Genomic DNA, 13,969 nt, shown 5'->3' with positions numbered 1-13,969 from the left:
GGTGTAACTATGAAAGAGTTTATTCAATTACCTAGAACACTTGCTGTTGTCGGTGTTATCATCCAGACCCTTATCTTCATCTGTGTCATAGCAATCTATCTTCTTGCCGATCAGGCTATCATACAGGATTTTCTAAGTGCAAGAACAGATGATGTGACTGAAGCAACGACTGCTTTAAAAGAAGTCCTGCTGCCTTTTGGTGTCATCATCTTCATTCCGCTTCTTCTTAATCTGCTTGGTATCCTCTATATGAAGCGTTATATCATCGCAAGTGCTGTCATGCTGATTCTGTCAGGACTCATGATGCTCTATACAGTCATCCTGCCGATTCTGCTCGTCACTGCAGGCACCATGCTGATCACACGTTACCGTTACTATAACCGTAACGAAAAATATCAGACGCCTTACTAAGAGGAAGTGTCCAGCACTTCCTCCGGCACCCAGCCGACGACGCTCTCTTTCTTGATCAACGTATAACCGGCATATTGACCGACCACTTTGACTTCTTCTCCTGCTTTGACATCTACAAAGTAATCCGTGTAGTCATCTTTAAGATAAGTCTGACCTTCCTTTTCTATGATCCATTCTGTCTTGACCATAAACTGTGTGCCCGTCGATACATGTTCAGCAAAAGTAAAATAGTCATCCCCATCCATCACTCGGATATTGTAATCCGGAAATGTGAACGTATGCGGTTCCTGCAATGTCACTTCAAAGTCCTGAATGACAAGAGCAGACTCAAGTGCGTCTACTGCCTGCATAGTAAGAGTGCCATCTGTTTCAATCAGCAGCGCATTCAGCTGTCCGGATTCTTTCACTTGATTGCCACCGTCCAGTGCGATGATTCGTCGCTCATCGTTCACCTTTATCCCGTGACTATAAAGTCCTGCTTCTGCAAAATTGGCTGCCGGATAGTGTCCGACAACGACTTTCTTATCTAAGTGATGATTTGATAAATAGAACTCAGGCATCGTCAGTGCCACTTCACGCGGTGTCTCGAGATAATCGTCTTCTATCCCTGCATGCACGAAGAGGTAATCTTCTGTCTCAATCGCAGTCGGCAAGTTTCTGAACCATGTCTGATAATCACTGTATACGTCGAGAACCGCTTCTGCAAAATCGTGCTGCGTCTTGTAATCGGTCAGCGTCGTACCGGTTTCCTTCAGAAATTCATGCGCGACTGTATAGCGGTAATCCATATAAGGATAGAGCCACTCCTCTTCCAGTTCATCGAAAAAGCGATCGCAGTTGCCTTCTATCACGTAGACGTTCCCCGCTCCCGTCAGCTGCCTGATATATTTCATCGTGCCGAGACTATTCCGGCCTTTATCCAGTATATCTCCGTTGACGATGAGTATATCGTCTCTGCTGAAATCGACTTGCTCAAGCAACTTTTTAAATAATTCCAGTTCACCGTGAATATCTGAAATCACTATGGTCCTTTTTCCTCGTATAGATAGCCGGACTAATTTATCTTTCAGTTTCATCGGCAGACCTCACTGAACTGGGCGTGTGCCGCTTGTTGTAAATCAGCAGGACCGAGTTTCATCTGTGTCCCCCGTTGTCCGGCACTGACTATCATATATTCCAGGTCGGCAGCGGGCTGGTCGATAAATGTCGGGGATAATTTCTTCATGCCGACAGGCGAACAGCCACCGCGCACATAGCCTGTCTTCGGCTGCAGTTCTTTCAGCGGCAGCATCTCAAGCTTCTTGACGCCAGCTGCCTGTGCTGCTTTTTTCATATCCAGTTCACCTGCTACCGGAATAACGAAGACATATAAATCTGCACCCGCATGCGTCACCAGTGTCTTATAAACGACTGATGCGTCTTCGCCGATCTGCTGAGCGACACTGATGCCGTCCACTGCTTCGTCACTGTTATAATGGATCATGTCATACTCTAATTTCAGCTGATCCAGTTTACGGATTGCATTCGTTTTCAGTTTTTTCGTCATTTCAATCCCACCTCTTTTAAGTCTTCTTCATTATAGCTTATAATAGTTATACACTAGAACTAAAGGAGTTCATCATGGATTTAAATTATCAGCTTACAGAACTTAAACATGAATACGTCCGCATTCAAGGTGATATTGAGAAAGTACAATCAACCGGAAACTCAGCGGATAAACTGGAGGAACGCTTAATTGAACTCGAACACGAAATCAGAGAGATCCGCGAGCAGCTCGACGCCTGAACTTAAATCATTCTTCTCCATATTGATGGCCATACAGTTTTTTATTTATTTTGGCTTCAGTATCGTTATTCCTGTTATCCCGGCCCTCGTTAAAGATATGGGCCTGAATGCCTTTCATATGGGCTTACTGTTATCGATTTATTCAATCGCTTCTTTTATCGCGGCACCATTCTGTGGCCAGTTGTCAGATAAAATCGGGCGCAAGAAGATTCTACTTATCGGTCTGACCGGCTTTGCGATCAGCTTCCTGACATTCGGCCTGTTCATCGACAATCTGACAATGCTTTATATCTCGCGTATTATCGGCGGACTGTTCTCTGGGGCCTGCTTCAGTACAACTACAAGTATTGTAGCCGATGTGACGACTTCAGAGGAACGGAATCGCTATATGGGCTTAATGGGTATGATGATTGGCTTCGGATTTATATTCGGGCCTGCAGTCGGTGGGCTGCTCGCTGGTTATTCTTATCAGCTGCCATATTTCGTTACTTCTGCGATCCTGCTTGCCATTATAGTCGCAGTCGCTGCAAAATTACCGGAGACGCACTTCCATGAGACCGGTAAACAGACTGGCGGCAGACTGAACTATACGGTCCCTATCATCATACTCCTCATCAGTACATTTATTGTGACGATGACGATGAGTGGTATGGAAAGTTCGTTCCAGTTACTTGAGATCGAACGGATTGACATCACACCGACGCAGATGGGCATATTGTTTATGATCGGCGGCTTAGTGAATGCCTTACTGCAGGGAGGATTCCTGCGTAAAGTGAAGCATGGTCAGGAACGAGGTATTATGGTCCTCGGTCAGATTGTGACCATGATCGCTTTTGTGATGCTGCCGTTTACCATGAACATCTACTATGCCGGCATCTGCCTTGTTCTTCTGATGTCAGGCAATGCATTAGTCCGTACACTTCTCACGTCTACACTGACGAAGTCGACCTCATCACAGAACATGGGTAAACTGACAGGTGTCAGTTACTCGCTTGATAGTCTCGGCCGTATTATCGGTCCTCTGTTATTCACAGGACTCTTATCATACAGCTTGAGTCTGCCGTTCTTCATTGGCGCCGGTACAAGTCTGATCGCGCTTATGTTAATCGCTCTATACTTCTCGAAAGGAAAAACAGCATGATTCTATTACTGACGTTATTCATCGTCATCTATTTACTTATTGCATTCTTAAGCATCTATTTCTATAACACTAAACTGACAGATATTGCGCGCATGATATTCGGTGCTGCATTAATCGTCTTCGCTGCCGGCATGCTCATCGGCCATAGTGGTTCATTATGGGTCATCTTACTCGTTGCTGCACTTGTCATCAATATTGAAATCACAGCCTTCAAGTTTAAGATCAGTGATTTAAAGGCACTGCAGATTCTGCATATTTTCACTGCAATGCTTGCCGTGATGATTATCATTACTTCATTTATGCTATAAAAAAAAACGGTTAGTCTAGTCGACTAACCGTTTCTTTATTATCTGACGACTGTTTCAGTCGTCACTTTTTTTCGTCTGTTTTTTAGCTTCATCAGGAGTTCATACACGACTGGTACGACAATCAGCGTCAGGACAGTAGATGATACAAGTCCACCGATAACCGTAACACCGAGTGATTTACTGATCAGTACTGATCCGTCACCACCAAAGAGCAGCGGTGATAACGCTCCGACAGTCGCAAGTGCTGTCATCAGAATTGGTCTCACACGTGTAGAAGCTGCTTCAAGTAAAGCTTCTCGTGTTGGTAAACCGCTCGCTTCCATATGGATGACACGGTCAATCAGTACAATGGCATTCGTGACCACGATACCGATCAACATCAGTACCCCGATCATAGATGGCACTGATAATGTTTCACCTGACAGGAGCAGTCCTACTATCACCCCGATAATCGTAAATGGTAATGAGAAGAGGATAGCAAGTGGCGCAAGCCCCCCTTTAAATGTCAGTACAAGAATCAGATAGACGATACCGATTGCTGCAAGCATCGCAAGTCCGAGTTGAGAGAAACTTTCACCGATATCTTCGCTTGTACCGCCGACATTAATCTTAACGTTATCCGGTTTATCAATCTTGCTGATAGCTTCTGATACATCTGCTGTTGTTTTACCGACATCATCTGCTTTAATCTTACCGTCTACAGTAGCAGAAACGTCGCCATCTTTACGCATGATGGTATCTGATGACTGTCCTTTTTCAATCTCAGCAACACTGCTGAGTTTAATTTCACGTCCAAGTGGAGAAGTGAGTTTAGTATTTTCAAGCTTAGACTCAGTCCATTTTGTGTCCTGATCTTTCGTCAGAATCACGTCTGTTGAATCACCTGATTTGCCGACTTTCGTTACGACTGTCTCAGGTGAACGCTGGTTCAGGGCAAGCGCGACTTGTCCCGCTGTCAGACCACTTTCAGCCAGTTTGTTCTGGTCCACTTTAATCGTATATTCTTCGTAACTTTTAGAAAGAGAAGAATCCACATTTGATAAAGTTTTCTGTTTCTTCATGACATCTTCAACGTCTTTTACAGTCTCACGGATAGCCTCTGTCGTTGGTCCGACAACAGATACAGAGACACTGTTAGAAGTCCCACCTGTTGCGAAGTCCTGGTTTTTCCATGAACCTGGATGGTCGAAGGTTGCAATTTTGTTCAGTATTTTCTCTGCTTCAGAATCCCAGTTCGGTGTATCTTTATCATATTCAACCATCATCGCCATATCATTAGAAGCAACTGGGCTGAATGGATTTTTACCACCTACTGAGTACTGAATATTTGAAACGTTTTTATTCTTTGCGAGTTCTTTCTGAATCTCGTCTGCATGATCAACCACTTCTTCTTCTGTTTCACCTGGCTCCGGTTTATAAGTTAACGCAAGCAACTTATCTTCGCCCGTAGAAATGAATGATGTACCTACAAGTGGTGTTAGCATCAAACTACCGATTAATAATAATGTACTTAAAATACCGACAATCCACTTATGGTTCAGTGCCCATTCTAAAATGTTGCGGTAGAAGTGAGCAATACGGCCTGGTTTCTCGTCGTGATGGCCTTTGATACCATTTCTGAAGAAAATATGACCGAGCATCGGCACGATGGTAATCGCGATTAATAATGATGCGAGAAGCGCAAATACCACAGTGAGTGCGAACGGACGGAAGAGTTCGCCGATTGAACCTGAAACAAGTCCAAGTGGCAGAAACACTGCGATTGTAACCATTGTAGAAGACATGATCGGCATGAACATCTCTTTAGTCGCATCTGCGATTAATGCAGCTCCGCGGAGAGGTTCAGTCTTACTCGACATTCTACGGAATATATTCTCGATAACAACAATGGAGTCATCAATAACACGACCGATTGCCACTGTCATCGCACCCAGTGTCATGATGTTTAACGTTACACCTAACTGCTTCAGAATCAGAAGAGCAATCAGAATTGACATCGGGATAGACACGACAGCGATAAATGTTGAACGGATATTACGTAAGAAAATCAGAATCATGATGACTGCAAAAATAGCTCCGATAACAGCTTTTTCTACCATCGTCTTAACTGAATCCTGAATAGGTTTTGCCTGATCCATCAGCAACAGTGCGTTGACGCCTTTGTTTTCTTTGACGTAGTCATCTACAACTTTCTTAACATCGTTTGCTACGCTGACTGTATTAGCGTTGTCAGATTTCACGAGCTGGATACTTAAAGAATCTTTACCATTCGTTTTTGAAATCGATTCACGGCTTTCAACATTTTTGATTGTTGCGATATCGCCTAACTTAACAGTCGGGATCTTCGCACTTTTCATCTGTTCAGCCATTGCTTTTTGAGCTTCAGGTGACATCTGTGCTTGTGCATCTGCACCTTGAGCACCCTGTGCTTGTGCGCCTTGTGCTTGTGCGCCCTGCTGAGCTTGTCCTTGACCAGCTTGTGCATCTTGAGCACCTGTGGCAGGTACTTTAAGTGATTTAAGTGCATCTACAGATGTAAACTGGCCATCTACGACGATAGATTTCAAGTCATTACCGAACGTATAGAGACCAAGCGGCGCATTTGCTGTCGCCCCTTTAATGAACTGAAGCACTGACTCTTCAGTCAGACCTTTTTTCTTCATCTTATCTTCATCAAATTGAAGTTCTACCTGCTCAACCTGCTGACCAGAGAACGAAACGCTTGAAACGCCTTCTACCCCTTCAATTTGAGGAATTAAATCGTCTTTGATTTTTTTCGTCAGACCTTTAATATCATTCTCGTCGTTTGAAAACGAATAACTGATGATTGGGAATGTGTACATTGAGATTTGGTCGATTGTTGTATCCTGAACTTCTTCAGGTAGATCAAGTGAATCAATTGCTTCCTGAACTTTCTTCTCTGCCTTATCCATATCCGTACCAAAATCGTACTGTAAGGTAATAGCTGAAGCGTTCTGCATCGACTGACTGGAAACCGTGTCGACACCTTCCATACTCTTAACTTTCTTTTCTATCGGGTCTGTTACGTTGTCGAGTACTGCTTCTGGTGTCGCACCAGGATAAGGGGTTGTGACCGTAAGAACAGGAGATGAAATACTAGGGAGCATCTCCTCTTTCATAGTCATAGCCGAGTAAATACCTGCTGCTGCAATGAGTAGGGTCATCAGCCACAGTGCCAGTTTATTATGTAACGAGAAATCAATTATTTTCTTTACCACATCTTGCCTCCTATAATGATTGTCCTACTTAGTAATATAACTTAAATATATGGGCTTTACTAATAATAAAACCAAAATTCCCCACTCTTTCCTTTATGATTGGAATGTCCTAATTTCAGTTTCCTTTATTACTGGTTTTCAACTAAAATAAAGGGTGGAGGGATTTTATGCAAAAAGTACTGATGCTTCTTTCAATCCTGATGCACTTTGTTTTCATCGCCGGTTATTTCATCAATAGTGGTATTATTTTCTTCACGAGTTACTTCTGGATTCTTTTCAGTCTTATCTCAATATTCATCGGGTTACGTTATTACTTCAGTAAAGTGAATCTAACTGAAAAAGATTTAATGTATCGCATCCTGGCGATCATATTGACACTTACAGCATTTGTAAGTCTGCTATTTCTTATATATATCACGTTTATCGATCCTTATCTTTATCTCGATATAAAATAAAAAATCTTATCCAGCTGGATAAGACTTTTTTTATTTGCGACCTATTTTACGTTTCAAATTCATGATTTGTGGTTTTACTTGTTCAACAAGCTGATACACATAAGGATTCAGAACATAATCAAATTCTCCGATTTTCGCACTGAGTCTTGTCCCCCACATTTTTTTGAACTGCCAGAGACCAAAGTATTCAGAGTCTTTATCCGGATGATTACTTGTCCCCCCGAAGTCATAAGTTTTCGCGCCTCTGTCACGTGCAATACGCATCATCGTCAGCTGCATATTGTAATTCGGCAGATAGTCGCGGTACTCATTGCTTGATGCGCCGTAAAGGTAATAGGCTTTGTGACCGGCGAATGTCAGAATAGAACCTGATAATACTTTACCTTCCGGATTTGTTTTCTCCATTTCGGTCAGTTCTTCTATCTGTTTCTCCAGTTTAGCCATCTGGATTTCCAGATCTTTTAATTGATTCTCAACTTTCTGGTTCTTCTCTTTTGTCACGAGTCGTTCTTTTTTCTCTTTACGCAGCGCCAGTTCTTCTCGTAATTTAGGGAGTACGTGACCAGGTACTAGTTTGACAAGTACCAGTTCCGCATCACCATCTGGATTCAGCGCATCATAGATATTCTCAAAATAAGAAACATCACGTGTCAGGAAACCATCTCTTGAACCGGTCTCCTGCATTAAATCTGCGAATGTCTGCAGCTCATCACGTCCTGCGATATAGGCTTCTGTTCCTTTTTTCTGACTCAGTTTCACTCGTGAACGATTATTGCGTTCAAAGCTCTTAATCAAATCTTCATCACTTTGATCGATATTGGTGATCATCGTCATACGCGGCTGAATATAATGTTTGCTCAAGCCATCTTCAAACCCTTTATGCTTGAATCCGATAGACTCCATAAACTCGACAAGACCTTGTGCTTCTGTCACTTCGACGTCCGGATCAATCTTGATAGCATACGCACGCTCACGACGGGCCACTTCAACTGCCTGTTCCAGTAAGGCTTCCACAACTTCGTGGTCATGATAGTCACAGACAAAACCTCTTGAAATATAGCACAGTGTATACGGCATTCTAGGTACTTTTTTGAATAAAAGCTGGGCGACACCGACTGTTTTGTTATTTCGACTGACTGAAATACGTTTACTATACCAGCCGGCCGACTTTTTCACTTCAGCCCACTTTGATAGTTGCAGTAAGTCGCCGTGGGGATGAGTTTTGACAAATGTATCGTGCTCTTTATCGCTGATTGTTCTATATTCGATCATTGTTTGTTTCTTCCTTTCACGTTTCAAGCATGTTCACTATCGTTCTGTTATAATAACCCTATCCTAAAGAAAAGAGGCTATTATGTTTAGAAATATATTACTTGCAGTTATTGCACTTCTGAACTTAATTTTTATTTTTATCATTCAGGGACACCAGTCCGTTGACCGAATTGATCTCAATATCATTGTCGCGGCACTCGGTGCGATTATCAGCATTCTCTTTCTCATCGTCAGAAAAAGCCGACTTAACTTTACGTTCGCTATTATAACACTTTTAATCGTAGCCTTTCATGTTTCACTTATCGTTCTGCATATTTACGACTATGTTTATGCCTGAAAATGATATGTGGCACCGTGTACTTCTATAGAAGGATGATCTATTCCCGCAATTGTGATGGCTTCAATACTTTCTTTATCGCCTTCCATCAGCGTGAAGGTGGGCCCATCCGGTATTAACAGCTGATTACCATCATACTTTGCATTAAACCAGTCTGTCCAGTTTTGGATGAACTGGTTTTTATTTTGCGTCATCAAGGTGATATCCACGACACGAAGCGGCTGAAACAAAGGCGCCAGTTGTTCGTGTCTACTCTCATCCTCTTCCCCCCATTGAATGAAGAAAGGTAACTCTCTGTCCATTCTGTCGTCATCAATATAAAGAAGCTGCCAGCTGATGACTTGTCCATCTGGTTTAGTGCGGGACATTTGACTCGGTCCAATCGTCGACAATCCGCATGAAATGAAATGATCATTCAAGGCTTCTATATCATCCGTTCGAAAACAGAGCCGTTTCCAGCCTTCCTGGTAGACTGTTCTCTCAAACGTGGCAGCAAAACTCAGACGCTGCTCCCCCGTTACAGACTTCTTCAAACGTTCTTTATCAAATACATCTATGAACTCGATATAACTTAAATCCGTATAGCTCAAATAATTAAATGTACCCAATTGTTCATGTCTGCCACCTTCATGTATATCAAGGAGCTGGTCTGGAAACTCAAATGAATCAAGTCCGTCTATATAGTGAATAATATGGTCCCATTGTAATTTCATCTCTTTCACCTCAAAACTATTGTAAGGAAGAAAACAAAAGAAAACACCTGAAAAGGTGTTTTCTCTACAAAATTCTTATTTGCGGAATTTACCGATGTTTTTTGCAAATCCAGCTGTAACGTCTTCCATATCTTTTGTTACGTTAACGGTTACTTTACCATCTTTAATATCAGAATCCAGATCGTCACTTGTCTGATTAGCAAATGTCTCTACTAAATTACCTGGCGCATCAAACTTCAAGACATAAGTGCCTTCGTTGACAGTAACTGAATAGCGACCTTCTTTATCAGTTTTAACTGTTTTCACTAATTGTCCATTCTGATAAATATCAACTTTTACATTCTTTAACTTGCGGTCTGGTCTATCAAATTTACCATTGCTGTTTTGATCAAAGAAGACAAAGCCTCTTACATCATGTTGAACAGCAGGTACTTCTGTTGTTGGCACTTCTGTCGTTGGTGCTTCTGTTGTCGGTACTTCTGTTGTCGGTGCTTCTGTCGTTGGTGCTTCTGTCGTCGGTACTTCCGTTGTTGGTGCTTCTGTTGTTGGTGCTTCTGTTGTCGGTACTTCTGTTGTTGGTGCTTCTGTTGTTGGTACTTCTGTTACTTTAGTGATTGATGTAGGCAGTAATTTATAAGCATTGAAGCTGTAAGTCACAACACCTTCGATGCGGTCATAAGTTGCACCGATTTCAAGTGGTTGTGTTGTTTTAACAAGGAAAGTATGGCCTGCAGCATCAGATACTGTATATTCATTATACGTATTCACTGATTCTACTTTCACTTTTTCAATCGCAATATATTCTGCTTCTGTGTCTTCACCGATTTGATCAAGTGCTGTAACAGAGGGTTGAACTGTTTTTTGTCCAGTCCCTTTCACATCTTCTGTTTCTACTTGGTATAAATCGTAATATTCAGTCGTTGTGCCTGTTGCAGTTATCACATCACCGATCGCCGGCTTAACTGTTTTGCTGCGTACAACCATTCCTGCTGTTTCATCTTGAATATAGATATTGTAGCCATCGATCGCAGTCACTGTTCCTGTTACAATTGCATTTCTTCCTTTACCCGCTGTTCTTGCTTCCTGAATCGTCATTTCTTTCGCTGGTGTTACTGTTGGTTCAGTAGGAAGAGTTGTATCTGGTGCTACTTTGTAGCCTTGTGCAATCGCTTCTTCCTGTGCGAAGAAAATACGACGTTCTACAGGCACTTTCGCAAAGTCTTCTGGTGCATAGTAAAGTTTAGTTTCTGAATCTCCGACGTAGCGTTGAAGACCTTTTTTGTCATAACGTGCACGGAATTCAAATGCAAGTTCTTTAAGTGGATGCTCTGTCTGCCAGATGCCTAAATGATTCGCCTGTGCTTCTGCTACGGCAGCCTGGAACATATTATAGTCATCCATATTAGCGACTGGCCAGATGAAGTAAGTTGAAGCCATACCCAGTTTCACTTGCTCTAAGTTTGTATTCAGATTATCACTTTCTCTGATAACCTGACCTAAAATACGGCCATATGCATCTGTAATGTTATCCGGGTTTACTTTAACTGTAATCGGTGTACCGGGTGCCAGCATTTCATTTAATGCTTTCTTTGCTTGTTCACCGTGATATTTCTGGTTGTGATTTAAGTCTGTATCGATTAAAGCCGGATCATAAGAAGTAAGGTGGTACGTCTCCGATGTGTCGATGTTCACATAACGAATCGTATCTGAACCCATAATACTTGGAGAAATCTTGATTGTGTCACCATCGACTACACGTACAACGTTGACATGATATTCAGCTTGAGGGACTTCTGGTGCCGGTGGTGTCACTTGTGCACTGAACGTGCCAAGTTCTGAAGTCGTATCTTTTGGTAAAGCTGTGAACTGTGCTGCCGGGTCATAAGCATTATGGATATCTGTATCCCCTGTGAGGTTAGCCGCTGTACGTACTAACGTCATATCTAAAGTTGAAGTCGTCGTACCAAATGCTGTGCCTGGATCTACACCAACTTGACCGATAGAATCATTGACTTCGCCTGTCTTAGTCGTCGCATTGTAGTTTTCGAATAAAACGAGTGTGTCATCACCGTTAAAGTTAACAGCTGCCGAACCTGTTTTTAAATCTGCCTGAGCTAAGATTTCTGCTGCTGCACTCTGGTGAGAGATGACGTAAACGTCACCAGGTGCTAAAGTGCCGCTCAGTTTAAGTTCTGCTACAGTACCTGTTGTTTCGCTCGCACCGTTAACAAAATTAACGAGTGAATATGTTGATAAGTCGACTGCTTCTGACGTCGGGTTATAGATTTCAATCGCTTTATTGTAGCCTGAACCCTCTATGTATTCTGAAATAATTAATTTCCCTGCTGCCTGTGCTTGCTGTCCTGCAAATGATAATACAAGTGACAGAACCATCATGATGGATAAAAATGCTTTGAAAGTTGATTTCATCCCGTTACTCCTCTTCTTATGATTAAATGCTTTATTATTTTATCAATTGAATATGGAGTGAATATGTAGATAATGTAAACATATTATTAAATATGTAAAAAACCCTCTTTCTGCATCTGCAGAAGAGGGTCATCATATTACGCCAGGCGATAGACGCGGGCTTCATAGGGTTGTAACTGAATGCTGTTGCTTGTTTTAATGTCAAAACCGTAATCGTAGTTCGAAATGATTAATTGCTTTGCATTGAATTCAAGGTTTTCAGAGTCATCAAGCTCTACTTTCTGATTATCCAGGTTACCGATAACAAGAACTTTTTCGTCTCCCAGTGTTCTTGTATACGCGAATACCGTTTCGTGCTCCGGATACACCAGGTCGAACGTCCCATATGTCATAATCAGATTGTCTTTTTTAAACTTGATGAGTTTTTTATAGAAGTTAAGAATCGAATCTTCACGCTCAAGCTGATGTGCAACGTTTAAATAAGGATAGTTCGGATTGACTTTCATCCATGGATGTCCTGTCGTAAAGCCTGCGTTGTCAGATGCATCCCACTGCATCGGTGTCCGTGAGTTATCACGGCTGATACGTTGCAGCATCTCTATCACTTTTTCTTTAGACGCGCCATTGATGAGCTCGTTGTTATAGATGTTCTTCGCATGGACATCATCAAATTCTGTGATGTCTTTGAACGGATAGTTCGTCATACCGATTTCCTGGCCCTGATAGATGAACGGTGTGCCTTGCAGCAGCATATACACTGTCGCATGGCTGGTCGAACTTTCATACCAGTGATCTTTGTCATCTGCCCATGTAGAAGGGACACGCGGTCGGTCATGGTTTTCAATGAAAAGCGCATTCCAGCCTCTGTTTTCAAGTCCTTTCTGCCAGTTCGCCAGTACTTTCTTGTAACCCAGAATGTCAAAGCTTGTTCCGATATTGTGGTCCCAGAGATTTAAGTGTTCAAACTGGAAGACCATATTGAACTTACCTTCTTTTTCACCGACCCATACATCTGCATCTTCAGTCGTGACACCATTCGCTTCGCCGACCGTCATAATATCATATTTAGAGAAAGTCTTTTCTTTCAGCTCTTCTAAATACTGATGAATACCCGGCTGGTTCATATGCGCTTCAAATGAATCGACATAATTCAGGTTATGAGGATTCGGCAGATCCCCTTTGTCAAATGATTTTCTGATATGGCTGATCGCATCAACACGAAATCCGTCGATACCTTTATCCAGCCACCAGTTGACCATATTATAGATAGTTTCGCGCATCTCTTTGTTTTCCCAGTTTAAATCGGGCTGTTTACGGCTGAAGACATGCATGAAATATTGATCAGTTGTGACATCATACTCCCAGGCAGAACCCTCAAAGATACTCGCCCAGTTATTCGGCTCCTTACCGTCTTTAGCGTCCTGCCAGATGTACCAGTCACGTTTCGGATTGTCTTTTGAAATACGTGATTCAATGAACCATGGATGCTCATCACTTGTATGGTTGATGACAAGATCCATGATCAGCTTCATCCCCCGTGAATGCACTTCTAAAAGCAGGCGGTCGAAATCTTCCATTGTACCGAAATCCCGCATAATAGCCTGGTAGTCACTGATATCATAGCCGTTATCATCATTTGGAGACTTATAGATCGGGCTGACCCAGATGACATCGATTCCTAAATCCTGCAGATAGTCCAGTTTCTCTGTGATACCGTTGATATCACCAATTCCGTCGCCATTTGAATCCTTAAAACTACGTGGATACACTTGATAGCATACCGCTTCTTTCCACCAGATACGTTCCATTTTGTTATATCCTCCTGTATTCAGCCATAAAGAAAGCCATTAACATTTATGCATGTTAACAGCTATTCAT

General features: G+C 42.3%; 13 protein-coding genes. 6 read left to right on the top strand and 7 right to left on the bottom strand.

The window, feature by feature from the left end:
- The first annotated feature begins 9 nt into the window (after positions 1 to 9).
- Positions 10 to 411, top strand: coding sequence for a DUF4064 domain-containing protein (locus MGG13_RS01065; RefSeq protein WP_133431415.1), 402 nt, complete (start codon positions 10 to 12; stop codon positions 409 to 411).
- Here the strand turns inward: MGG13_RS01065 and MGG13_RS01060 are convergent.
- On the bottom strand, positions 408 to 1,487 hold the full coding sequence (locus MGG13_RS01060; protein WP_133431414.1) for a metallophosphoesterase: 1,080 nt from the start codon (positions 1,485 to 1,487) through the stop codon (positions 408 to 410). The genes MGG13_RS01065 and MGG13_RS01060 overlap by 4 nt on opposite strands.
- Positions 1,484 to 1,957 carry a Cys-tRNA(Pro) deacylase gene (ybaK, locus tag MGG13_RS01055; protein WP_133431413.1) on the bottom strand — a complete coding sequence of 158 codons (474 nt, stop codon included), beginning with the start codon at positions 1,955 to 1,957 and terminating at the stop codon, positions 1,484 to 1,486. Before ybaK ends, MGG13_RS01060 begins: the two co-directional genes overlap by 4 nt.
- A gap of 74 nt (positions 1,958 to 2,031) precedes the next feature.
- Between ybaK and MGG13_RS01050 the strand changes: the two genes are divergently transcribed.
- Genes MGG13_RS01050 through MGG13_RS01040 form a run of 3 tightly spaced genes read left to right on the top strand, consistent with a single transcriptional unit; the run spans position 2,032 to position 3,645 of the window.
- Positions 2,032 to 2,196 (top strand): SE1832 family protein, encoded by a 165-nt coding sequence (locus tag MGG13_RS01050; protein WP_165983068.1) that lies wholly within the window; start codon positions 2,032 to 2,034, stop codon positions 2,194 to 2,196.
- Positions 2,197 to 2,221: 25 nt separating this feature from the next.
- The gene (locus MGG13_RS01045) at positions 2,222 to 3,337 is read left to right on the top strand and encodes an MFS transporter (RefSeq protein ID WP_239035065.1); all 1,116 of its coding nucleotides are present in this window, start codon (positions 2,222 to 2,224) and stop codon (positions 3,335 to 3,337) included.
- On the top strand, positions 3,334 to 3,645 hold the full coding sequence (locus tag MGG13_RS01040) for a hypothetical protein (protein ID WP_239035064.1): 312 nt from the start codon (positions 3,334 to 3,336) through the stop codon (positions 3,643 to 3,645). The genes MGG13_RS01045 and MGG13_RS01040 overlap by 4 nt, the downstream gene beginning before the upstream one ends.
- 38 nt (positions 3,646 to 3,683) lie before the next feature.
- Here the strand turns inward: MGG13_RS01040 and MGG13_RS01035 are convergent, their stop codons facing one another.
- Positions 3,684 to 6,884 (bottom strand): efflux RND transporter permease subunit, encoded by a 3,201-nt coding sequence (locus MGG13_RS01035; protein WP_275416128.1) that lies wholly within the window; start codon positions 6,882 to 6,884, stop codon positions 3,684 to 3,686.
- Between the two features lie 167 nt (positions 6,885 to 7,051).
- On the opposite strand from MGG13_RS01035, the gene MGG13_RS01030 reads away from it, so the two are divergent.
- The gene (locus MGG13_RS01030; protein WP_133431409.1) at positions 7,052 to 7,339 is read left to right on the top strand and encodes a hypothetical protein; all 288 of its coding nucleotides are present in this window, start codon (positions 7,052 to 7,054) and stop codon (positions 7,337 to 7,339) included.
- A gap of 30 nt (positions 7,340 to 7,369) precedes the next feature.
- On the opposite strand, the gene MGG13_RS01025 is transcribed toward MGG13_RS01030, so the two are convergent.
- Complete coding sequence (locus MGG13_RS01025; RefSeq protein WP_133431469.1) at positions 7,370 to 8,608, bottom strand: lipid II:glycine glycyltransferase FemX; 1,239 nt, start codon at positions 8,606 to 8,608, stop codon at positions 7,370 to 7,372.
- An 85-nt stretch (positions 8,609 to 8,693) separates the two neighbouring features.
- On the opposite strand from MGG13_RS01025, the gene MGG13_RS01020 reads away from it, so the two are divergent.
- Positions 8,694 to 8,948, top strand: a complete 255-nt coding sequence (locus MGG13_RS01020) for a hypothetical protein (protein WP_133431408.1) — start codon at positions 8,694 to 8,696, stop codon at positions 8,946 to 8,948.
- Here MGG13_RS01020 and MGG13_RS01015 read toward each other — a convergent pair.
- From MGG13_RS01015 to MGG13_RS01005, 3 genes are all read right to left on the bottom strand, one after another.
- Positions 8,939 to 9,661 (bottom strand): VOC family protein, encoded by a 723-nt coding sequence (locus MGG13_RS01015; RefSeq protein WP_239035063.1) that lies wholly within the window; start codon positions 9,659 to 9,661, stop codon positions 8,939 to 8,941. The two genes, MGG13_RS01020 and MGG13_RS01015, sit on opposite strands and share 10 nt — an antisense overlap.
- Positions 9,662 to 9,736: 75 nt before the next feature.
- Positions 9,737 to 12,091 (bottom strand): thermonuclease family protein, encoded by a 2,355-nt coding sequence (locus MGG13_RS01010; RefSeq protein WP_239035062.1) that lies wholly within the window; start codon positions 12,089 to 12,091, stop codon positions 9,737 to 9,739.
- Between the two features lie 137 nt (positions 12,092 to 12,228).
- Positions 12,229 to 13,899, bottom strand: a complete 1,671-nt coding sequence (locus tag MGG13_RS01005; protein ID WP_239035061.1) for a glycoside hydrolase family 13 protein — start codon at positions 13,897 to 13,899, stop codon at positions 12,229 to 12,231.
- Positions 13,900 to 13,969 lie beyond the last annotated feature (70 nt).

The organism is Macrococcus brunensis (genome assembly GCF_022343725.1).
Taxonomy (GTDB): domain Bacteria; phylum Bacillota; class Bacilli; order Staphylococcales; family Staphylococcaceae; genus Macrococcus; species Macrococcus brunensis.
Note: the sequence above shows the minus strand (reverse complement) of the source record. Positions and strands in the feature narration are given on the sequence as shown.

Bases quoted from the DNA above. Each gene is read 5' to 3' on its own strand.
- MGG13_RS01050 (WP_165983068.1), top strand. From the start codon at position 2,032: ATGGATTTAAATTATCAGCTTACAGAACTTAAACATGAATACGTCCGC.
- MGG13_RS01065 (WP_133431415.1), top strand. From the start codon at position 10: ATGAAAGAGTTTATTCAATTACCTAGAACACTTGCTGTTGTCGGTGTT.
- MGG13_RS01040 (WP_239035064.1), top strand. From the start codon at position 3,334: ATGATTCTATTACTGACGTTATTCATCGTCATCTATTTACTTATTGCA.
- MGG13_RS01015 (WP_239035063.1), bottom strand. From the start codon at position 9,661: ATGAAATTACAATGGGACCATATTATTCACTATATAGACGGACTTGAT.
- MGG13_RS01045 (WP_239035065.1), top strand. From the start codon at position 2,222: ATGGCCATACAGTTTTTTATTTATTTTGGCTTCAGTATCGTTATTCCT.
- MGG13_RS01005 (WP_239035061.1), bottom strand. From the start codon at position 13,899: ATGGAACGTATCTGGTGGAAAGAAGCGGTATGCTATCAAGTGTATCCA.
- MGG13_RS01060 (WP_133431414.1), bottom strand. From the start codon at position 1,487: ATGAAACTGAAAGATAAATTAGTCCGGCTATCTATACGAGGAAAAAGG.
- MGG13_RS01030 (WP_133431409.1), top strand. From the start codon at position 7,052: ATGCAAAAAGTACTGATGCTTCTTTCAATCCTGATGCACTTTGTTTTC.
- ybaK (WP_133431413.1), bottom strand. From the start codon at position 1,957: ATGACGAAAAAACTGAAAACGAATGCAATCCGTAAACTGGATCAGCTG.
- MGG13_RS01020 (WP_133431408.1), top strand. From the start codon at position 8,694: ATGTTTAGAAATATATTACTTGCAGTTATTGCACTTCTGAACTTAATT.
- MGG13_RS01010 (WP_239035062.1), bottom strand. From the start codon at position 12,091: ATGAAATCAACTTTCAAAGCATTTTTATCCATCATGATGGTTCTGTCA.